Consider the following 21,560-nt stretch of genomic DNA (forward strand, 5'->3'; position numbering starts at 1 on the left):
ATGGGAACAATATCATGAGATTAAATCGAAAAATCGTATTCCTGCTTGCCTGCTGCTGCGCATCGCCCGCCTTTTCCGCCGTCCCCTCGCCGCAAGTTCAGGCGCCGGCAGAGAACACGGCGGATCCGCGCATCAAAACCTTCCTCTACAACGAAAACGACGTCTACAGGCTGGACCTTTATCTGAAATCGGTCACCTCCCTGCAGTTTTCCGAAGGCGAGGAAGTCCAGTCGATCCTGATCGGCGACAGCGCTTCCTGGGAGGTCGTCAAGCTGAAAAGCGGCAACGTCGTCAGCGTCAAGGCGATCATTCCCTCCGCCGCCACCAACATGACCATTTACACCGACTCACGGGTCTACACCTTCGATCTGCGCTCGCTGGGCGAGCTGCCGCCGGGCAGCGAGAAGTCCGCGATATTGCGCACCGTCTTCACCTATCCCGAAGAAAAGGAGGCCAAGATCACGACGCCGGAGCCCGCGGAGGGCAACAGGCGGATCAATTCCGACTATATGGTATCGGGCCGTGCCCGCTTCCGGCCCACCTGGGTTCAGGACAACGGCCGACAGACGACGTTCTTCCTGCCTTCCAATGCCCCGCGTCCGGCTATTTTCAAGGTCGGGCGCGACAAGAAGGAGGCGCTCGTCAACTCCAGGACGACCGGCAATACCATTATCGTCGATGGCAAAAGCGACTATTGGGTGCTGCGGATCGGGGATGAAACCGTTTGCATAGGAAACAAGACCGCAGTGGCGGAGCCGCGCGGCTTCTTGAGCCGATTGGGAGGCAAGAATGCAGGACGATAATGCCCGTGGGCTTGAGCACCATGAAGCAACAAACCCGAGTTATCAAAATTCTCCCGAGCGCGATCAGCTGGTACAAGCCCGGCGGGCGCGTCAAAAAGGACAGTCGGGAATAAGCCTCGGCCAGCGGATGCTGGTGGGGGGGCTTCTGGCCACCTGCGCTGGCGGCATTTTCTTTCTTATCGGTCCCGCATGGAAGATATTCGGGTCTACCGACGGCAACGCCCAGAAGACCTCGCAGGTCAGCCTGAGAGTCGATAATGAAACGGGGCAGAAACCTCAACTTGACTTCGTGGTTCCGGCCAACCCTGCCAAGACCGACAATGCCTTGAACGAACAGATCAAGGCGCTGCAGGATCAGGTAGCCAGCCTAAAGAACGGCAAGACCGGCATGTCCGGCGCCGAGATACAAAAACTGCTGGAAACATACAACCGCACGATCGCCCAGAAGTTCGAGTCCGAGCGGAAGGCTATCGCCGAGGACAATGCCCGCCTCCAGGCGGAAGCGGAGCGGGCGAGAGAGGCCGCGCGGCGCGCCGAAGAAACCGCGAGGCGCCAGGCCGAAGCGCAGCGAAACCTCGAACAGCAGGACAAGACGCAGCGGGAATCGGATTCCGTCCTGATCGATAATTCGCTGACCCAGGAGGAGGCCGCCAAAGCGGACCAATTCGCCGAAGAAACCGACAAGAACCGCCGCTTCCTGAAGTCGAATGCCTCCAGTGTCGTACAGACATCCGTCTCCCAGCGGCTGCCGGATCCGTCACGGATGGTCGTGCAGGGGAGCATTATCTCGGCAGTGCTGGAGACCGCGATCGACACAAGCCTGCCCGGCAGCCTTAGAGCGCAAGTGATGGAACCGGTCTATTCCTTCGACGGCTCACGGGTGATGATGCCTCAGGGCACGATCCTGATCGGCGAATTCAACAACGATGTCGATTTTGCCCAGAAGCGGGTGCTGATCGCCTGGAACCGGGCCATCACGCCCGAGGGTAAATCGATCGCCCTGGGTTCGATCGGAACCGACAAACTTGGTAGGTCCGGAACGGAGGGCAATGTCGACAACCGTTATGGCACGAAGTTCGGTGCAGCAGCCCTGATCAGCGCTATCACCGCAGTACCGACGCTGATCGCTTCGCAAGGCCGTGACGGCAACAGCGGTTCCGGCTCTCAGGGCGCAACGGTGAATGTCAATACGGGAGGTCAGGCCGCCAGCGATATCGGCGGCAATGTCGGTGATCAGGTCAATTCGGCGCTTGGGAAATATCTTTCGCTGGGACCAATCATCCGTATTCCGCAGGGGGAAGAGATCCGCATCTTCGTCAACCGCGACCTGGTGTTCAGATGAGCAACCACTCCCATCACGATCATCATCATCATAACCAGCACCACAATAACAGCCATAATCATCATCATCATGATCCTTCCCACAAGGACATTTCCTACGTCGAACAATATCTGGAGCCGCTCCGAAGCTATCTTGTCGACGACCGTGTCAATGAACTCGCCATTAATCCGAACGGCTCGATCTTCGCCGAGTTCACAGGGGCGACGCATATGCATGAGATCGACATGGTCCTGCCGCCGCAGGCCATCAAGCGTCTTGGCGCCCAGCTTGCCGGCGAGACCCGCAACACGCTGGGGGTGCTCACGCCGATCGTATCGGGCCGGGTCAACGTATGGGGCCATCCACAGCGTGTCCAGGTCGTGGTGGAACCGGCCATCGAACACGGAGTATCGCTGTCGATTCGCAAGTATCTCACCCGCGCGCTCGCCAGCCAGGATATCGGCTTCGTCGAAGGTATCCAGATCCATGTCGACGAAGAACGACGTATTCGACATCGTGCAATAGCCGAGATGGCGGAAAAAGGTGATCTGCAAGGCATTTTCCGCCGCGCAGTCGATGAGAAGTTCAACGTACTGGTCTCAGGTGGAACCTCCTCAGGCAAGACGACCCTCGCTCGATCGCTGATCGAGATGATGAATGTAAACGAGCGGTTGATCACGATTGAGGACGCGCAGGAGCTGTTTCCCCCACACCGTAATCAGGTGGGCCTGGTCTCCGACCGCAAAGAAGGGTCACCTCGCATGCCGGCAAGGCTTCTGGAGAGTTGCCTGCGCATGCGCCCCGATCGGATCATCCTTGGCGAGATCCGCGGCGTCGAGGCCTATGATTTCTTGGAGGCAATCAACACCGGTCATCCAGGCGCAATCACCACCATCCATGCGGACAGCCCGGCTCTTGCCTTCGACCGGCTGGCTTTGATGGTGATGCGGTCAGGCGTCAGGCTTTCGCATAGTGACATCATCACATATGCAAAGCGCACCATCGATCTCGTGATCCAGGTCGGCCGTCGCAATGGTCGACGAGGCGTTCTTGAAATCTACCTGCCTTCACAGGAAGTGGAGTGATGCGCAATAGCCATACAGCACCCGTCCCGGTCTTTCAGGTTGCTGCCCGGCGTTGCAGTCGGTATCGTTCTATCTGAAGTCTGTATGTCCTGTCGTGAGGATCGGCTCGGCCTATCCGAGCACCCTTCGGGAGACCAGTGGAGAGCGAGCCACGCTTCTCTTCGCGATCGGCTGTCAGCCTTCCCATTAAACAACGTCCTCATCGTGTCGTCGCAATGGATTCGTGTCCCGGCGCACGCCCTCTCTTCGCTCTCCGGCCCGCGAAGGGCATTCATCCGCCCGTGGCGGACCTTGTTATTGGTCGTTTCGCTGCCCGCAACAAGCGCGTATCTTACATGAGCCTTCAAAGCGAAGTTAAGCCCCAGGCCTCAGTATCCGTCCGCGCGGGACCGCCTGTGAATATTGAGTAAAACTGTTCAGACCCTGTCCTTATTCCCAGGCATAAGGACAGTTGGACAGATGGAGATTTTTGAAGGGGACAGCGGGTCTCGGGTGAGCCGTATCGAGGTGATCAACACCGGTCGGCGGCGTCGCTTTAGTGAGGATGAGAAGCTGCGGATTGTCGCAGAAAGCTTTTCGGGGAGAGGCCGGGCGTCGGCCACGGCCCGTCAGTACGGCATTAGCCGCTCCCTGTTGAACCGTTGGCGCAAATCGGTTCGCCAGGGTTTGCACGGCCAGAAACAAAGCGATGGTTTTGTGCCGGCGTTCGTCATGCCGGAAGCTTTTGTACCGGTGAAGCAGGTCACTCCCCCTGCTGCGATGGAGCATCCGGTGGCGTCTCCTTCCGGCCGCATGGAGATTGTTGCGGCGAACGGCCGTCGTGTGATCGTGGACGGCAGCGTCGACGTTGAGGCGCTGCTGCGGATCATGCGGGGTCTGGAGACGTTGCGGTGATCACGCTTCCTTCCGGTCAACATGTGCGGGTGTGGATTGCAACGGGCCATACCGACATGCGGTGTGGGTTTCCATCGCTTGCATTGCGGGTGCAGGAGGTGCTGAAACTGAACCCTCTGGACGGCAATCTTTTTGTGTTCCGTGGTCGCAGCGGATCGCTGATAAAAGTGATCTGGAGTGACGGTCAGGGGAGCTGCCTTTTTACAAAAAAGTTGGACCGCGGCCGGTTCGTCTGGCCGTCTGCGGAGGGCGGTGCGATCGCGATATCGCCTGCGCAGCTTTCTTATTTGTTGTCCGGAATTGATTGGCGCCATCCGCAGGAAACCTTTCGTCCGACGAAGGTCGGATAGTATTACCGCATTGAAAATATTGAGAGAATATGATGGTATGGCTTCATGGTATCGAAGCCTTCCGATCTCCCTGCGGACCTTGCAAGCGCCTATCTGGCGCTGCTTTCTGAGCGTGCGATCCTTCAGGCTGAACGCGATGTCGTTGCCGCCGAGCGCGACACCGTCATGGCCGAGCGGGACATCGCGGTGGCGCAAGCTGCCAATGCGCAGGCCATGCTGTCGGACAGCGAGGCGCTGATCGTCAGTCTGGAACTGGCGATCGAAAAGCTCCGGCGCGAACTGCGCGGTCAGAGATCCGAGCGCACGGCGCGTCTGATCGACCAGATGGAATTACAGCTCGAAGAACTCGTGATGGCCGCGACGGAGGATGAAGTGGCGGCGCAGGCTGCTGCTGCCAGAACTTCGAGCGTGCGTTCGTTCACACGCAAACGGCCGGTGCGCAAACCCTGGCCGGAGGATGCCGAGCGCGAACGCGTGGTGATCGATCCCCCGACCGTTTGCGCTTGCTGCGGCGGGTCGCGCCTGTCGAAGCTGGGCGAGGATGTCAACGAGACACTGGAGGAGATACCGCGCCGCTTCAAGGTGATCGAGACGGTTCGGGAGAAATTTACCTGCCGTGATTGCGAGGCGATCAGCCAAGCGCCAGCACCGTTCCATGCCACGCCGCGCGGCTTCATCGGTCCGCATCTGCTGGCGACGATCGTCTTCGACAAATTTGGGATGCACAGTCCGCTGAACCGCCAGAGCACAAGGTTCAAATGTGAGGGCATAGACCTGTCGACCTCGACGCTGGCCGATCAGGTCGGGTTTGGAACGGCGGCCCTCATGCCGGTCTACGACCTGATCGAGAAGCATGTCTTCGGGGCCGAGCGATTGCATGGTGACGACACGACCATCCCGATTCAGGCCAAAGGCAAATGCGTAACCGGGCGAATATGGACTTACATCCGGGACGACCAGCCGTTCGGGGGAACGGCGGCGCCGGCGGCGATCTATTATGCGTCAAGTGACCGGCGCGGCGAACATCCGCAGAAACACCTGGCCGGATACGGCGGCATTCTGCAGAGCGATTGCTACAATGGCTTCGAGCCGATCGCTGTTGCCGCAACAAAAGAGGTCCCGATCACCTTTGCCTTTTGCCATGCCCATTCGCGGCGGAAATTCTTTGCGCTGGCCGATATCCAGAAAAATGCTCGCGATCACAAGCGGAAAGGCAAGCCGATCTCGCCGATCGCATTGGAAGCCGTCAAGCGCTATGACGAGTTGTTCGAAATCGAGCGCCAGATCAACGGATTGAGCGCTGAAGAACGACGGGCTGTGCGACAGGAAAAGAGCAAGCCGCTGTTCGATGACATGCACGAGTGGTTGACGAAGGAACGCGCCACGCTCAGCAGATCGTCGGAGGTCATCGAGCCGATCGACTACATGCTCAAGCGCTGGGCGGGCTTTGCCCTTTTCCTCGAGGACGGGAGGGTTTGTCTCACGAACAACGCCGCAGAACGGGCGCTGAGAGGTATCGCGTTAGGAAGACGAAACTGGACTTTCGCTGGTTCACAGCGTGGGGCGGACCGTGCCGCCGTCATGCTGACTGTCATCACCACATGTCGCCTCAACGATGTCGACCCAAAGGCATGGCTTGCCGATGTCTTCGCCCGCATCGCCGATCTGCCCGTCTCCCGCTTGCACGAACTGCTCCCATGGGAGTGGAAAAGGCTGCACCAGGCCGAAAAAGCGTCTCCTCAGATCACCGCCTGAATCTTCTCCGCAGCATACATCAGCAATGACCCGCGCACGCGACCCAGTTCCGCGGTTCCCGGCGTATGGATACAGGCCTCAGCCGGCTAACAGACATTCTCCTCGGAACCGAAATGGCAGCGACACCCAGATGTGGTAATTGCAGGCTACGCCGGATGGACACAGGGAATTATATCTTCTGAGGGTGAAATCGCTCAGGCTCAGCTTACCTCTGTGAAACGGCTCAAGCTCCTTACGAAACTGTCGTAGATGGCATCATTTCCAGACTCTCGACCCATGTCCCTCTGCATGCGAATCTTTACGACGCGCGGATCGGCCAGTCTGCGATGATGCTCTCTCATGGCGGCGTTTACTGCGAGACGAAACAAGTTCGGGCTAAGCGGCTGAATGGCAAACCGGTAGATTTTGCCGCTGTTGATCAATTTTATGATGGTTTCGCTCTGCGGCGTTTTCGTCATCACGACAACGGTGATTGCCGGATCAATCCGCGCCACTTCCCCCAGCATCTCCGTCATGTCGACGCCGCCCACCTCCGCATTGGTGACGATGACGCCGATCTGCTCCTGAATGATGATATCGATTGCTTCCTTCACAGTGGACGCGGCATGAACCCTGTAGTCATAGGTGAACATCTCCACCACTTCCTGACGATCGCTGTCACAGCCTTCAATGGTTAGCAGCTGGGACGCTATGCTGAACTGCGGTTCAGCTTTGCTTTCCTCCCATATGGGGGCGACATTTTGTCGAACGGCGCGCGAACTGCGCGCCGTTTCCACCGCCTCGGCAATGACCGAACGCAGCTCTGACTGTGACCACGGCTTATTGAGAAAGCGATAGACTTCGCCCTCATTCACGGCACCGATGATGGCGACAAGGTCGCTATATCCCGTCAAGAGGATACGAACCGTCTCCGGCCAACGGGCGCGAACCTGCGACAGAAGCTGAATGCCGGTGCTTTCCGGCATACGTTGGTCACTTGCGATGACGTCGACTGTGACGGTCTCGAGAATGGCAAGCGCTTCACGCGCGTTGAGCGCCGTGTAGACCTCGTATTCGCTTCGGAACATCATTTTGAGCAAACGTACGATCCGCTCTTCGTCATCCACAAAAAGAAGGACAGCTTTTTCGTTCATCCTAAAATCCCTTTATGTCGACCCGAATTTTAAATGGCCGGGGTGGGTTGCTGACTGTCCTCGGCGTCCGCCCAGGAGATAGGCACGCTGTGTTTTTCGTCTTGCCTCGGAAGGGTGATCGTGAATATGGCCCCTTTGCCAGGTCTTGAATTGACAGCGATTGTTCCGCCGTGATTCTCGATGATCCGGTAACAGATGGACAGGCCCATACCGGTTCCCTTGCCAACCGCCTTGGTCGTGTAGAATGGATCGAAAATCTTGTTAAGCTGCTCTTCTGATATTCCCGGACCCGTGTCGCAAACGTCAATTTCAACTGTATCGGATGACGTTATGCGTGTGCGCACAGTGAGTAGTCCGCGTTGCCCGGTTTCGGCCATCGCCTCAGCGGCATTGACTATGAGATTGAGGAAGACTTGGCGGAGTTGAGAAGAGGAACCCATAATGGCCGGGACACCATCGAACTCGCGTCTGACCTCGGCGACATATTTGAGCTGCGGCTTGGCGATCAGAAGCGCGCTTTCGATTCCTTCTTCCACAGAGAAGCTTTCTATAATCCCTTTATCCATTCGACTGAAGTTCTTCATCGTTCGTACAAGCGTCGCGATCTCATTCAGACCGTGCAATCCGTCATCCAAAAGCATTTCCAATTCCTCGCCACGCGGCAGACCGTCGTCCGAATCGCCTCGGCTTACATTGGAGCGAGCTTTATCCTCTTCCAGCAACCGTTCCTTGATCAGCTCGAATACCGCTTTGACGTAGGCCAGCGGCGTGTTGATTTCGTGAGTTATACCAGCAACCATCTGTCCCAAACTCGACAGTTTGGCAGACTGCATGAGCCGTTCCTCCACGTCTTCATTGGCTTGCTGTAGCATGCGGTTGTCCTCATCGAGTTTGGCGAAGCTTAACTTAAGTGCAAACATGAATATTATAAATACTATTAATATCATTGCGCAGATTATTACGGATAGATACCAAAACAGCGAGTATCTCTGAGCATACGTGTTTTCCATTGCGCGTAGCGCGGCTTGAACTTGTGTGGCCGCTGCGTCGGTCGGTACCGAAGTCAATGCCAGCATCAACTCATTTCCTTTCTGCCGCTCCCTGATGGTGACCTCAAGCTGAGCGAGGAACCGTTCGATCGACCCCACCAACTCTGGCTGGAGGAATTGCGCCTGGTCCCTGACGGTAGCGATCCGCTCCTGCACGGAGTTGCGCAATAAAGGTGTTGGCGACGTCATAAAGCTCATCATTCCCGCCACCACTTCGGTGATCAGGTCGGACATCCTTTTGGTTGTGGTCGCCATCGGCTGCATGACTGCCGGCTGTTCAAAGGTCTCCGCGATTGCATCTGGCAAAACACTCACCGCGTTGCGCAACATCGCATAGCTGGCTTTTACCTGTTCCGTCAGCCAGCTCTTGCGGTCCACTGCCTCAAGATAGACTTGGAGATCTGTCTGCAGCGGCGCAAAAGCCGGATTGGCTGCGATAGTCGTTCGCAGCCTCGATAGACTGAGCTGAATGTTGCGCGTCCCGTTGGCGACGGCATCGTAATTGGCTACGATACCAAGCTGCAGCGACAGCACCTCCGTGTCCCATTGCGCCTCAAGGCTGCGTATAGCGTCAAACTGCTGCTGTAGTGCCGGCAGCGAGTTGTCGGGCGAGCGCATCACCCATACTACGCCCCCCAGGCCGGCGGACAGGAGCGCAATCAAGCTGACGCAGGCAATCCTGAACCCCTTCGATGCGGTAAAGTCCTTGATCGTGTCCTTGTCCAAGATCGTTCTCTTTTCATCTTCGCTGGAACGAGAATTGCGCGGCATGATCCGCCCTCACAGGTCGTCGAGAGAGACCCCCTGATATTCACCTGTCAGCGATCTCAGGAAAGCCTCAAGTCGTGCCGCGTCCAAATCCGTGATGTGTCGACCGAGCTGATTGCTGGCCATGATGTCGATAGCCTTTCGCAAGGTCGTTGCGGATCCGTCGTGAAAATAGGGGGCGGTATGCGCGACATTGCGCAACGACGGGACACGGAATACGGGCCGGTCGTCAGAAATTCCAGTTTTCGTGGCTGAGCCCGGCGTTTCGCTGCCCTTGGCCGCGGCTTTTGTTTTTCCAAATATTCCAAAGACTTGCAGCATGTTTCCACCCACATTGACGCCCTGGTGGCAGGAAACGCAGCCATAGTTCTTGAATAACTCAAATCCTTGTTTCGCATCTTCGCCGATAGCGGCTTGATCACCCCGCAGATAGCGATCAAACGGGGCATTGGGCGTATTGAGCGATTGTTCATAGGCTACAATCACGTCAATCACGTTTTGAGGATTGAGCCCATCTTTGAATACGGCCGCGAACTCATCCATTAGCCCCGTGTCTCTGCTCAGAATTGCGATCACGTCCTCCCATTTGGCTCCCATCGTCGTTCTGCTCTCAATCACGCCACGGGTATGATCCTCGAGTGTCCAGAGGCGCCCGCTCCATGTGAATCTGGAGTTGAGCCCCACGTTGAACAAGGAAGGCGTGTTAACGACGCCGGGGTATCCGGGAAGACCGCGCGAAACGGGTAGACGGTCCGTTAGCCCGCTGTTGAGAAAGTGACAACTAGCGCAAGACACTCCGTTTCCGCCGGATAGTCGGCTGTCGTTGAACATGCTTCGCCCCAAGGCGACTTTCTGCGGATCCAGGTTCGTATTCAGCGGAACCGGCTCGATGGCGTTTCCAAGGCCGAAATCCGCGGCAAGCGCCATCGGCGATAACAGCGTCATCAAAAGGAAAACGAATAGAACTCTTCCGCCTCGCCGCATGGTATGGCCGATGTTGTGAACACATGTCGCCATCCGACTGTCGGTCAGACCTATCAACGCCTGGCATGGACACGCGCTGTATATATCCACTGTCATCGTGGTTTCGTTCCCTATGCCCATGCTACTGTGCTTACGGCCAATGTGGCACGAGATCGGGCTGTGGTCATCATGCATTATTGCTATGCCGTTATAACGGAAACGACGGTTTGCACCCTCGTTTCCGTTCGTATTCTAGCGCCACCGGTCGGAGCGTCCAGCGTGCAATCACCGGCAGACGGATACCGCTATCTAGAGCCGACTGCTAAATCCTGGGCCGCCGACGATAGCGGCCCCACTAGGAGTTCCCATGCTTTCAAGGGTCTCGGAACGCAAGATGCTGAGTGTGAGGGCGCTTCTCCTCATCGCTTGGCTGACGTTGATAGCATCGCTTTTTTGGGACCCGTATTCGGCCTCGCTGACACGTCCAGACAATCTGTTGAGTCCGTTCCGGATCATGGATAGCGTTGTTATGGTGCAGGAACAGGCCTTGACCGCAACGCCGTATTCGCTGGGCGCGCGTATCTTCTGGACAATGGTGGTGCCACTCGTGCCACTTTTCCTCATGGTATTCGGTCACGAGGCGTGGCGGCGGATCTGCCCTTTGTCACTTGCGTCGCAGATACCAGGATACATGGGTTTGAGGCGTTATCGCAGCAAGTTGGAACGGCGCACTGGCCTGATCACTCGCAAAGTAGCCCTCATCAGCCCCACAGGCTGGTTGGCCCGGCACAATTGGTATGTACAGTTCAGCATGCTGTTCACTGGCGTTACCGTTCGGCTGTTGATCATTAATACCGACCGGCATGCGCTTGGGATCGCACTTCTGAGCGTCATTTGCATGGCGATGATGACGGGCTTGCTGTGGGGCGGCAAGACCTGGTGCAACTATTTTTGCCCCGCAAACGTGGTTCAGAAGATTTATACCGAACCGGGCGGCCTTCTGGAAAGCACACCGCATTTTTCGCGTCCCGCAGTTCCTCAGTCGATGTGCCGCAAGCCATCGCCCAAAGGTGATGTCAGCGCCTGCGTCGCTTGCACGGCCAACTGCGGCGACATCGATCTTCAAAGATCTTATTGGAACGCAATCCTCGAACCCCAACGACGTAATGTCTACTACATGTTTCTCGGTCTGATCCTCGGATTTTACGGGTATTATTATATCTACGCGGGCAACTGGAACTATTATTTCTCGGGCATCTGGACCCACGAGGACGGCATCACGCAGAAACTGTTGGACCAAGGTGTTCATCTTTTGGGAGGCCTGTTCGTCATTCCGAAGATCATCGCCGCCCCTCTCGTCCTCGCGCTGTTTTGCGCGTTTGGGCTGGCCGTCGGCCGCTCGCTGGAGGCGGTATACCGTCGCCTCCGCGCTCATCAGGATGGTATGTCCGAGCAAGTCGTCGTCCATCACTGCTTAAGTGTCAGCGCATGGGCTTCCATCAACGCGTTCTATCTTTTCGGTGGACGTCCGAACATCATGCTCATGCCGGCTCTTGGCGAGCGGCTCATAGATATCTTGATCGTCTCGTTGACAACGCTGTGGTTGCGTAAAGCCCTGCAGCAGAGCCCGACGCGCTACCAGCATGAAAGCATGGCGTCAAACCTCCTGGCTGAACTGGAGAAGCTCAAGGTGAATGTCAGTCAATTTCTCGATGGCCGTAAGCTCGAAAGCCTGAAGCCGGATGAGATGTATCTGCTGACCAAGGTTCTGCCTGGATTCTCAAAGCAGCAAAAACTCGACGCCTACCGGAAAATTCTCGACGAAGCTGTCAGTCGTGGAAGCACGGCCAGCCAAGCCTCCTTTAAAGTTCTGCAGGACTTCCGGTCACAGATGAACGTCACGGAAGAGGAGCACATGGCACTGCTCGAGGAGTTGGGCCTGGCGCACATCGCTGAGGTCGATACGGCCGACATCAGCGAAGAGGAGAAGGCGGAATCGCTCAACCATTATCGTGGCATTATCAATAACCTAGTAGCTGATCGAATACAGAGCGGCATGTCCATCCAAGATATTTTGGTGGAGTCCAATTTTCAGTCGACGGTCAACGTCCTGAGGCAGAGCTTGCAGATCAGTGACGCGGCTCATGAACTCGTCGTCGCCGAGTTTTTATCACCTCATGGGATAGTCAGCATCAAGATGGAGGAAGTGCTGGAAAGGCTCGTGTGCCAGAAATCAGTTCGGCTGTGCATAGAAGCAGCAAGGATTTCCGATTCACTTGGTCTCGCTTTGCAGGAGCTACTGCAGGAAAGCATGGAGGCCCATGAGCAGGCCATTCGGATCGAAGCCCTGCTAATCCTACGCAATTTCAGTCCGGAGTCCCATGCCAAACTCCTTGCCGAGGACCTCGCATCGCTTTGCGAGCGGGATCTGGATCCCATCATGCGCCGGTCGCTTCCTTCCAATCCTGCCATGCGCTGGCGCAATGTGCTGCATCCTGACATTGTTGCCATTCTCCTGGGCCGTTCGACTGTGGCCGATGGTCAAGACAGCCCGGCCGCCGTACGACGGACGAACCGCAAGGTGCTTTTGGACAGTGCCAACACGGAGACCAGCCTCATGCAGTTGATGGTGTTTGATGATCACTTGATCCGGGCAATCGGCCTGATGCTCTTTGGCTACATCGATACGGACATCGCCCGGGACACTGCCCGCATGATGATCGAGGATCTGTCGGATGCAGATCATCCCTTACTGTCGGACGTCGTTAAATTCATGGCTGCCCTCCCTGTTGTAGAGGACGGCAGGACGGGCAGGACAATGCTACGGGCGGCTATCCAGACTTCCGAGGAAACAGATAAGAACAGCCGGTTTGAGGTCCATCCCGTTATAAAGCTGGCTATGTTGGCTTGTAGCGACATGCTGCGCCATCTGCCGCTTTCAACGCTCGCGGACATTGCCTACCAGTCGCGGGTAGAGCGTTATGAACGTGACGCGAGACTTGAAGCTGCCTCCCCCCTGAAGTGGAATTTCCTGGTCTATCGAGGTGAAGTGTGTCTTTTCGACCCGGCTACCATGAAGTTCTTGCCGCAAGTCGTATTCGGTCCAGGCGACATCGTTGGCGTGGATCTTGCCGGCCGAAGCTCAGCGTTGACGCCAAAGATCGCCAGCGACTTTGCGATCGTGTTGCAGGTTCCGCACAGGCCGGATGTCGCCGCGCTTATCAGCAGCCTCGATATTGTCGAACCAGGCAAACGAGATCCGGCCACGGATGAAGATCACCGGTATGTCACGGAACGCGCGGACGCGTAGCACTTGACCCAACCAAGTCGGCATAGAGATGCGCCTAGAGTTTTCAGATGAATGTCAACGTCCAGATCGACCCCGCGTATCCGGCTTCCGACATTGCTCGCGTCGCGTTCTCGATGTTTGTTCATATTGCTGATTTCGATAAGAATATCACGGCCCAGGACGTTCGGCGCTTTCAGGCGATACTGCGGGACAATGCCTGGGCCGACAACGATTTTCGTAACTGCTTGCGGGTCTTGCAGCAGGATTATTCGACCTTTTGGACGAGTTACGAGGACGGCGTCCTTCTTGTGGACGCGGATTCAATCGCGACGGAATTGAACCGAATCCAATGCGGTATCGAAGCTGAAGCGGCATCGAAATTGCGGCTTTCGCTGGCCCGGTTTATCGAAAAGCTGGACGGAAGCGCCTATGGTGTCAAAGTAATGCAGGGCGACCAACGTGGCAGACTGCAGGCGCGAAAGGAGCTTGTTGCAATCCTCGACGAGGCGGGAAAACAAAGCGCAAGGCCGGCCCCAGCTCTTATGGACATGCCGTCCGTGTTTCCCGTACTTCACGTACCGTCGGTGCCAGACCCCCCCGCCATTGCGGACCTTTGGCCGGCAGCCACGATTTCTCCAGGCCAGGCACCTGTCTGGGGTGGCGGAAAAACCAAGGTTCGCTGCGTGTCTGTGGCCTGGGAAACCCAGGACACCAAAACATACAGTTTTGTGGCCGATCCACAGGTTCTGTTCCATTACAAGCCCGGCCAGTTCATTACCATCGAAATACCCCTGGGCGGCAACGTTCTAAGGCGCAGCTATACGATTTCGTCCTCGCCCTCGCGGCCCTATACGCTGTCGATCACGGTGAAGAAGGTGCCGATGGGTTGGGTGTCGAACTGGTTATTCGACAATATGGTTGAAGGGTTCGAATGCGCGGTCACCGGTCCCGCAGGCAAGTTCACCTGCCACGATCATCCTTCGTCAAAGCTGCTTTTTCTCGCCGCGGGAAGCGGGATCACGCCATTAATGTCGATGTTGCGCTGGCTAGCCGATACTTGTTCGGCCACTGACATCGTTTTCATCAATAACGTCAGGACGCCTGACGACATCATCTTTCATCAAGAGCTGCTGCATATGAGCACGAGGCTTGCTGGAAAAATGCGGCTGGCGATTGTTCCGAGTTCAGTTTCACCGTCACGCCCCTGGCATGGCCCGGTCGGTTCAGTTAGTGAGAATCTCATCCAGACCTATGCCCCCGACTTCATCGAACGGGAGACCTTCGTTTGCGGCCCGCCTGGCTACATGGCCGCCGTCAAATCGATGCTCGCCGGCATGGGATTGCCAATGAGTCAATATCACGACGAAAGTTTCGGGGGCGCATCCGCGGCGGCGAGCCCGGCGGCCTCAACCCCTTCGCCCCCCGCGCCATTGGTGGCCACGCAAAGCGCATTTCGGGATCAGCCGGGCAGGTTGGGTTCGGCTCCTTCGCTCCTGTCATTCAAAAACGCGGTCATTGCGACAGGAACGGCATCAACCAACGCGCCGACGTCGCGGCAGCTCAATTTAGCTCAACAGCCTCCACGGTCGGGGTCGTGTCCTGCCGACCCCGCTGCGTCTCGCGCCGCTCCAGCGCGATCTCCTTCGGGCCCCCTCGATACCACCAGGACGGCCAACGTATCCATCCAAGGAAGCAACGATCGCTTCCTCGTGCGGTCGGGGCAAACAATTCTTGAAGCGGCCGATGCCGCCGGCGTATCTTTAGCTCATTCCTGTAGGGCAGGCGTCTGCGGCGCGTGTAAGATCCGGAAGATGTCGGGCCGCGTAGAGATGGCCGAACAAGGCATCCTCTCGCAGGCAGATATGGATGCCGGGTTCGTTCTAACCTGCATAGGCAGGCCCATTGGAGATGTTATCCTTGCTCTATAGACCCGCCATCCCAGGCATAGTTCATCTCCACGGTTGCCTAATTCACCCACATTATTCGTCGGTCAAAACTGGTTACGAAATCACGAGGTCATCACGTTAGACGGAAGAACTATTGTAATCAAATGGCAATAAGATATCTTATCAGAATAATTTATATATTATGCAATTTTAGTAAAATCTAATTCAATTTATAGGTTATGCGACAATTATCTAGCGCATAAGGTGCGCTGAATCGGAGGTGTTCAGCTACCGGAAGGCCTGGAGGGGGATTCTAAATGGCCCGACAAGACGGTTTGGATGTGGTTCCCGGTTTGGACTCAGTGGAATCCAGAATTAGCGAAGGGAAGCTGGCTGGGATTGATCTCAATCTGCTGGTTGTTCTTGAGGCTCTTCTGCAATGCCGCAACGTCACCCACGCGGCGCGAAAGCTTGGTCAAACCCAGCCAGCGGTCAGCCGGGCTCTCGCGAAATTGCGGGAATTGCTCAGAGACGATTTATTGGTGCGCAGTTCCACTGGTCTGAAGCTTACCAGCCGCGGAGAGCAGCTTCTTCAAACCGTGCCGGCTACGCTGGCTCAAGTGAGAGAGGTGATCTCATCTCGACAGGTTGACAGGGGGATCAGGCTGAGCATCAACGCATCCTTTACGCCGGCACTGCTTCCATATCTGCTGCAATCTTCCGCCCGGGAAAACGCACCATTTAAGATCAATACCCATAAAGATGCGAACGAAGGCGTTGCGCAATTACGGGCGCATGCGGTGGACTATTTACTTGGCACTGTCTTTGCAGATGAACACGATCTTGAAAGCGAGATAATCTTCACCGAGGAATTCATCACGCTCGTTTCCTTCGAGCGCCATCAGTTCGGTGGTGTTCGTCCAAGCGAACACGCATTTTTGGACCTAACCCATATTCATTTGGTCGATAACGGCGTCGAAGCGTTTCCGCAGGTTGTCGACACACTCATGACCTACGGCCGCCAACGTGTCCGGTTGTTCGAGGTAAAGGACATACTGTCCGCTGCCTTGATGGTATCGGAAGGCACGCTTGCTCTTACCGTGCCGCGCTCAACAGCAGGCTGGCTAATGCGGACACTGCGCTTGTCAGCCCTTCTTCCGCCCATGGCTATTCCGCCAAACCAGGTCTCGATGTATTGGCTGGCGGGAATGTCGGACATGGCGCGACGCCGCGTGATCGCGGATATAGGTGCTGTGGCAAGGATGGTTGTCGCACAAGATCAGGGGCACGTCCGAGCGCTTAGGGCTATATCGGAGCGCGAGTAGACATTAATGTCTTCAAATCTTGCACATCAGATTGAAGATCCGGATGATAACTTCGATCTTGGCGGATTCGATCTCAATCTTCTCCTGGTTCTCAACGCGCTGCTGCGGTTTCGCAACCTAACCCATGCTGGCAAGGAACTTCAGCTCAGCCAGCCGGCTACAAGCCGGGCATTGATCCGCTTACGTCAGATGTTCAACGACGATCTGCTGATGCGTGGCAACCGCTCCTTTGAACTCACGCCGCTTGCAAAGGCGCTCGCACCAAAGGTCGAGGCGGCTCTCGGCAATATTTCCACCATTTTCAATGGCCGGATCCAAGCGCCAGAGCGTTTCAGTGTTGCCATGCCGGATCATCTTGGGCTTCTGCTGGTCAGCAATCTCAGCGGTTATTTTCGGGAAGTCTCGCCCACGACGGTTTTTATACCCGTTGTTGGGCTTTCCAATGTGATATCGCAAATGGAAGATGGTCGTATCGACCTTGTGTTGGGCATCGCCGATGATACGCCGCAGGCTTTTTTCTGCCGCTCGCTTCCACCGGTGCCGACTGTCTGCCTCAGCCGCGAGGGTCATCCGGCAGCCAACGGGAAGATCGCCTATTCCGATCTTGGCCAATTCCTGTCGTTGAGGATCAGCTCGACTTACAATACCGGTTTCGGTGAGGCCTATGACGGGCTGGAGGCGTTGCGGCCACGAGGGCGCCAGACGCTCACTGTTCCCGATATCCATACGGCAGCACGTCTTGTTCAAGAGACGGACGCCATTCTCGTTCTCCCGGTGCCGTCAGCTCGCTTCCTGGCGCAGCGTTATGGACTGGAGACGTTTGTCCCGCTCAAGGGAGTAAAACCGGCTCCCTATCAGATTTCTATGGTTTGGCATGAACGATGGCACCGTAACGGCATACATGCCGGTGTTCGAAGCATGATCGCTTCGTATATTCTCGAAGGGTAGAGCCCGCCCGGCTCATTCTTACGAGCCAGAGCAAAGCTCTTCATTTGCCGACAACGCCAATATTACAGCTGTAGCCCGTTCAAAAATGATTCCCGAACTCACGACTTGTGGAGTCATCCGTGGTCCGTAATGATGCTTGGACTCCTAAAGGAATCCTAGTGCAGTAAGGATACCGCAATGTCGAAAGGCCTCTCCGATAGTCATGGCAGCGATTTCCTACCGGACGAGACAGCGCTCGGTCTGCTGTCGGGAAAATGGAAATGTATCGTTCTCTTCCAGCTGTTGGATGGCACGGCTCGCTTCAGCGAGCTGCGCCGTCGACTTCCAGCCATTACGCAAAAGACGCTGACCACTCAACTACGTGAGCTGGAGCAGGCCGGGCTGATTGAGCGGCGGGTCTACGCGCAGGTACCGGCCCGGGTGGACTACACGATTTCACCCTTCGGATTAACACTGGAACCCATTCTTCGAGCGCTTCAGAGTTGGGGCCACTCCTTCGGAAAGGTGCGGGATCAGATCGTATTCCCGATCCAGGCAAGATGCTGTCGTCAGTCGGAAGTGACGAAAAAATCCAGCCAAACTGACCCGGTCGGCCAAGCGGAGCAACTGCTGATCGACGTATAGATCAAGACATATTCAGGAAAGGACAACGCGCAAAAGAAAAAGGCCCCCAACGACCAAGCGGTGGAAGCCTTTAACTTATTCCCTAGCAAGAATAAGAATCGCACTTCCCTCCGCCATAGTCAAGACGTCTGAACGCCTCTGGGTGAGCAGTTTCTTTTGCCTTTTTGAAAGGTAACGGAAATGGAATATGTGTCGACGCCCTTCGGCCGGCGGCCGATGACGCTTTCTCTGGTAAAATCTCAGATCGACGCAGCTAATGTGCCGCAAGCGCGGACAATAGACAAATGGCAAGTGCTGCGCGATGTCTGTGATGCGCGTACGAGATTGAAATTGCGTGACCGCGCGCTTGCGGTACTCAGCGCACTTCTGTCCTTTCATCCTGAGACCCATCTATCGTCCACCGATAACCTGATCGTTTTTCCCTCCAATGCCCAGCTTTCGGCCCGTGCCAACGGCATTGCCGGCACGACGTTGCGCGAAAACCTGGCGATCCTAGTCCAAGCTGGCATCGTCCTTCGTCATGACAGTCCGAACGGTAAACGTTACGCACGCAAAAGCTCGAGCGGGCGGATTCAAGCGGCCTATGGCTTCAGTCTGTCGCCGCTTGTTGCTCGCGCTGCCGAATTTGCTGCGCTGGCGCAGGATATTGCGGCCGAGCGGCGGCATCTAGCGATCCTGCGCGAACGGATTACGCTGTTGCGGCGGGATATACGTAAACTGATTTCCATTGCCCAGGAGGAAGCCGGTGGAAATCGTGGCGGCGAGTTGTCTGCCCTGGAGATGCAATACGTCGCGCTTGCCGGGGGCATTTCGCGGGTCCGATCGATTGCTGAGCTAACATTGTCGGAACGCATTTTGGCCAACCTCAAGAAAGAAATCCTTAACCATCTGGCTCTCCACTGGAAATCACAAAATGCCGATGGCAATGCCGACGAAATCCGCTGCCACATACAGAATCAAAATACCGAATCCTTAACTGAATCTGAGCTAGTTTGTGAAAAGGATCCGGGCGGAAATGGCCGAGCGATAGGCAGTACGGCGATATCCGGGATCCAGTCTGTGGCGGCATCCCGAAGAGGCGTCAGTGAACTGGTTGGCGTCACGTCGGCGCCGAAGGCGCTGCCCCTCGGCATGGTCATCCGCTCCTGTCCGGAGATCGCGGCGTACGGGCCTAAAGGCCGGATAGACACGTGGCGTGAGCTGATGTCTACCGCGGTCGTGGTCCGCTCGATGCTCGGCATCAGTCCCGATTTATACCAGGAGGCATGCGAGGCGATGGGACCGGAACATGCCGCAGCCACGATCGCCTGCCTGCTTGAAAGGGCGGATACTATCAACTCCCCCGGCGCCTACCTTCGCACGCTGACACGCAAGGCAAGCTGCGGCCAGTTCTCGCTGGTTTCCATGCTGATGGCGCTGGCCAAAGGCGCCCGACCTAATCATATCGCGAGGGGTAAGCTTTCCTGATCTAGTTGCGATCCTGTGGGATGTCGAGGGTTCTGCCTGGCACGATCGAGGATCTGACGCGCTTGCGGGGTCGCGAGTTTTGAACGGCTGACGATCCAGGGGTCATCAGGTAGCGTATGAGCCGCTCAATCTCTCCGGCCTCGGCCACCAGACACAGCATCTTTGGCGTTATCCCGTGCACCTTGGCCGCACCCCCAGATTAAGCCACGGCTCTACCCCGTCGACCGAGTGCGGCAACCTTTTCCAAAACGAGTGCAATGGCTCCCTGGATGCGTCGGTCGGGATCCTTCTCGATCCTGTCACCGGCCTTTACGAAGCCGACCGGAACGGTGACGACGAGTTCGCCGCGGCGAGCCTTCTCATAGCGGGCGGAAAGGGAACGCTGACGTAGAAGATCGAGCTCATATTCGTTGAGGCTGCCCTTCAAACCCAAGAGGAGACGGTCGTTGCCCTGACGGGGCGCATAAACCGCTTCCTGAACGACCAGGACGGTATCGACAATACGGCACATCTCGATGAGTTGTTGCCAGTCCCGGCTGTTCCGGACGAAGCGCGACACCTCACGCGCGGCCACGGCACCAACCTTGCCAAGGCAGACTTCCGCCACCATCCGATCAAATCCAGCGCGGGTCACGCCGCCGGCGGCCGAACGACCAAGATCGTCATCCACCATCTCAATGCGCGACCAACCGAGTGCTGTCAGCCGATCGAGCATGGCGTACTGGAGGGCGCAGCTTTCGCGATTGTGCAGAACCTAGTGAGCCGAAGACTGCCGAACATAGAGAATAGCCTTCCGCTCCAGATGGTGCGGCCCGATCTTCTCATGCATCATGACTGACCTCCTTCTGCCGGTAGGCGCGTGCACCGTTTGCGTGATCGACGAATAGCCGTACGATGAGCCCCGTCAGCGTCTGGCGCGTCTCCTCCGGCAACTCCGGCCATTGCGGCGTCCCTGCTGTCGTCCCCCGGTGCGGGGGCGAGAACAGATGGAACTGATGCCATAGGCTGGCGAGGCATGGACATTTCTCCGACCACGTCCGCACCGAATTGCCTCAGCGCGCCGGCGACACCGATATCACAGACCTGCTACCCTTCAACTTCCCCAAATCGCCACCGCCGCCTGATCCTGCACGACGCACTCAGAAATTAAACGCCGAAAGGCCGCGTTAACGTGCAGCGAATTGCGCGCTCTGATGTCCGCTGTCAATGATTTGGGCACAGATAACGACCCGCTCGAACGATCGGCCGATTACGACGAACGCATATTGGTGGAGGCGGAACTCTTGAACACCGGTGATCAGGCTCTGACACGCGGGTTGGATACCGCATTTCCGATTCTGCGTCCGGGCTGTTCCTGTCTTACTGCGAGCGCCGGTCATGCCAGCCATAAAGCGCGAACGGAAGTTCCCCTATCGTTGTCCCACCCCCGCCAATGCGCGAGAGGTGAGTTGTGGCTAGAGTCGCCTCCTTCGAAACAGCCCACATAACGGTGGAATTCTTTCCGCGCGAGGTCAGTAAGCGATATCGTGCGGAGAGCCGAGTTGTGATTGACTATGGCGCTTGTATCACCGGTAGGGAAGACGCGCCGCTCATTTCGCATAAGTCAAAATTGCGCCGGTTCAGCAGGCCGGGTGGTAATCCCCCTAAATAACGGGCTTCGAAAGTGAATTTTCTCTGGCTTTATGATCGATAAGATTTGATGAACGGGATTGTACCAGCGGGCCCAGGGGGAGTGTCAGAAATTTCGTGTACGGGCGTGCGGTTAAACATTTTGTTTTACGCCCTCGCGGCGTGGAAGCGGTCCGCGAAGAGAACGGCGAATTGGGATTTTGCCATCGCCCATTCTTTGGGTGGCATTTTCCACGCTTTCTCCGATCTGTTCAAGACCAGATACAGGAGT

General features: G+C 56.6%; 16 protein-coding genes. 12 read left to right on the forward strand and 4 right to left on the reverse strand.

Annotated elements, in window-relative coordinates:
* Positions 1-14: 14 nt before the first annotated feature.
* The 6 genes from DMO26_RS29555 to tnpC all read left to right on the forward strand — a co-directional run bounded on the left by DMO26_RS29555 (position 15) and on the right by tnpC (position 6,208).
* Positions 15-803 (forward strand): TrbG/VirB9 family P-type conjugative transfer protein, encoded by a 789-nt coding sequence (locus DMO26_RS29555; RefSeq protein ID WP_117195902.1) that lies wholly within the window; start codon positions 15-17, stop codon positions 801-803.
* The gene (locus DMO26_RS29560; RefSeq protein WP_226951464.1) at positions 790-2,145 is read left to right on the forward strand and encodes a TrbI/VirB10 family protein; all 1,356 of its coding nucleotides are present in this window, start codon (positions 790-792) and stop codon (positions 2,143-2,145) included. The genes DMO26_RS29555 and DMO26_RS29560 overlap by 14 nt, the downstream gene beginning before the upstream one ends.
* 110 nt (positions 2,146-2,255) lie before the next feature.
* Positions 2,256-3,209, forward strand: a complete 954-nt coding sequence (virB11, locus tag DMO26_RS29565) for a P-type DNA transfer ATPase VirB11 (RefSeq protein WP_226951465.1) — start codon at positions 2,256-2,258, stop codon at positions 3,207-3,209.
* A 459-nt stretch (positions 3,210-3,668) separates the two neighbouring features.
* Positions 3,669-4,103 (forward strand): IS66-like element accessory protein TnpA, encoded by a 435-nt coding sequence (gene tnpA / locus DMO26_RS29570; protein ID WP_117195904.1) that lies wholly within the window; start codon positions 3,669-3,671, stop codon positions 4,101-4,103.
* A complete protein-coding gene (gene tnpB / locus DMO26_RS29575) occupies positions 4,100-4,453 on the forward strand; it encodes an IS66 family insertion sequence element accessory protein TnpB (RefSeq protein ID WP_117195905.1) in 354 nt (117 codons plus the stop codon). Before tnpA ends, tnpB begins: the two co-directional genes overlap by 4 nt.
* 45 nt (positions 4,454-4,498) lie before the next feature.
* Positions 4,499-6,208, forward strand: coding sequence for an IS66 family transposase (gene tnpC, locus DMO26_RS29580; protein WP_117195906.1), 1,710 nt, complete (start codon positions 4,499-4,501; stop codon positions 6,206-6,208).
* 200 nt (positions 6,209-6,408) lie between these two features.
* On the opposite strand, the gene DMO26_RS29585 is transcribed toward tnpC, so the two are convergent.
* The 3 genes from DMO26_RS29585 to DMO26_RS29595 are packed head-to-tail and all read right to left on the reverse strand — an operon-like array spanning position 6,409 to position 10,238.
* Positions 6,409-7,341 (reverse strand): response regulator, encoded by a 933-nt coding sequence (locus DMO26_RS29585; RefSeq protein WP_117195907.1) that lies wholly within the window; start codon positions 7,339-7,341, stop codon positions 6,409-6,411.
* 29 nt (positions 7,342-7,370) lie between these two features.
* Positions 7,371-9,116 carry an ATP-binding protein gene (locus tag DMO26_RS29590; RefSeq protein ID WP_162895107.1) on the reverse strand — a complete coding sequence of 582 codons (1,746 nt, stop codon included), beginning with the start codon at positions 9,114-9,116 and terminating at the stop codon, positions 7,371-7,373.
* A gap of 54 nt (positions 9,117-9,170) precedes the next feature.
* On the reverse strand, positions 9,171-10,238 hold the full coding sequence (locus DMO26_RS29595) for a cytochrome-c peroxidase (RefSeq protein ID WP_162895108.1): 1,068 nt from the start codon (positions 10,236-10,238) through the stop codon (positions 9,171-9,173).
* A gap of 250 nt (positions 10,239-10,488) precedes the next feature.
* Between DMO26_RS29595 and DMO26_RS29600 the strand changes: the two genes are divergently transcribed.
* The 6 genes from DMO26_RS29600 (at position 10,489) to repC (ending at position 19,660) form a co-directional block, all read left to right on the forward strand.
* Positions 10,489-13,431 carry a hypothetical protein gene (locus DMO26_RS29600; protein WP_117195910.1) on the forward strand — a complete coding sequence of 981 codons (2,943 nt, stop codon included), beginning with the start codon at positions 10,489-10,491 and terminating at the stop codon, positions 13,429-13,431.
* Between the two features lie 47 nt (positions 13,432-13,478).
* A complete protein-coding gene (locus DMO26_RS29605; protein WP_117195911.1) occupies positions 13,479-15,338 on the forward strand; it encodes a 2Fe-2S iron-sulfur cluster-binding protein in 1,860 nt (619 codons plus the stop codon).
* Positions 15,339-15,613: 275 nt separating this feature from the next.
* The gene (locus DMO26_RS29610) at positions 15,614-16,621 is read left to right on the forward strand and encodes a LysR family transcriptional regulator (protein WP_117195912.1); all 1,008 of its coding nucleotides are present in this window, start codon (positions 15,614-15,616) and stop codon (positions 16,619-16,621) included.
* Between the two features lie 6 nt (positions 16,622-16,627).
* Positions 16,628-17,569 (forward strand): LysR family transcriptional regulator, encoded by a 942-nt coding sequence (locus DMO26_RS29615; protein ID WP_117195913.1) that lies wholly within the window; start codon positions 16,628-16,630, stop codon positions 17,567-17,569.
* A gap of 177 nt (positions 17,570-17,746) precedes the next feature.
* Positions 17,747-18,193 carry a winged helix-turn-helix transcriptional regulator gene (locus DMO26_RS29620; RefSeq protein WP_117195914.1) on the forward strand — a complete coding sequence of 149 codons (447 nt, stop codon included), beginning with the start codon at positions 17,747-17,749 and terminating at the stop codon, positions 18,191-18,193.
* A gap of 180 nt (positions 18,194-18,373) precedes the next feature.
* Positions 18,374-19,660, forward strand: a complete 1,287-nt coding sequence (gene repC / locus DMO26_RS29625) for a plasmid replication protein RepC (protein WP_117195915.1) — start codon at positions 18,374-18,376, stop codon at positions 19,658-19,660.
* A gap of 199 nt (positions 19,661-19,859) precedes the next feature.
* Here repC and DMO26_RS29630 read toward each other — a convergent pair whose 3' ends face one another.
* Entirely contained in the window at positions 19,860-20,411 is a 552-nt protein-coding gene (locus DMO26_RS29630; protein ID WP_226951466.1) for a recombinase family protein, read from the reverse strand.
* Positions 20,412-21,560: the final 1,149 nt, after the last annotated feature.

This window comes from Rhizobium terrae (assembly GCF_003425685.1).
Classification (GTDB): Bacteria; Pseudomonadota; Alphaproteobacteria; order Rhizobiales; family Rhizobiaceae; genus Neorhizobium; species Neorhizobium terrae.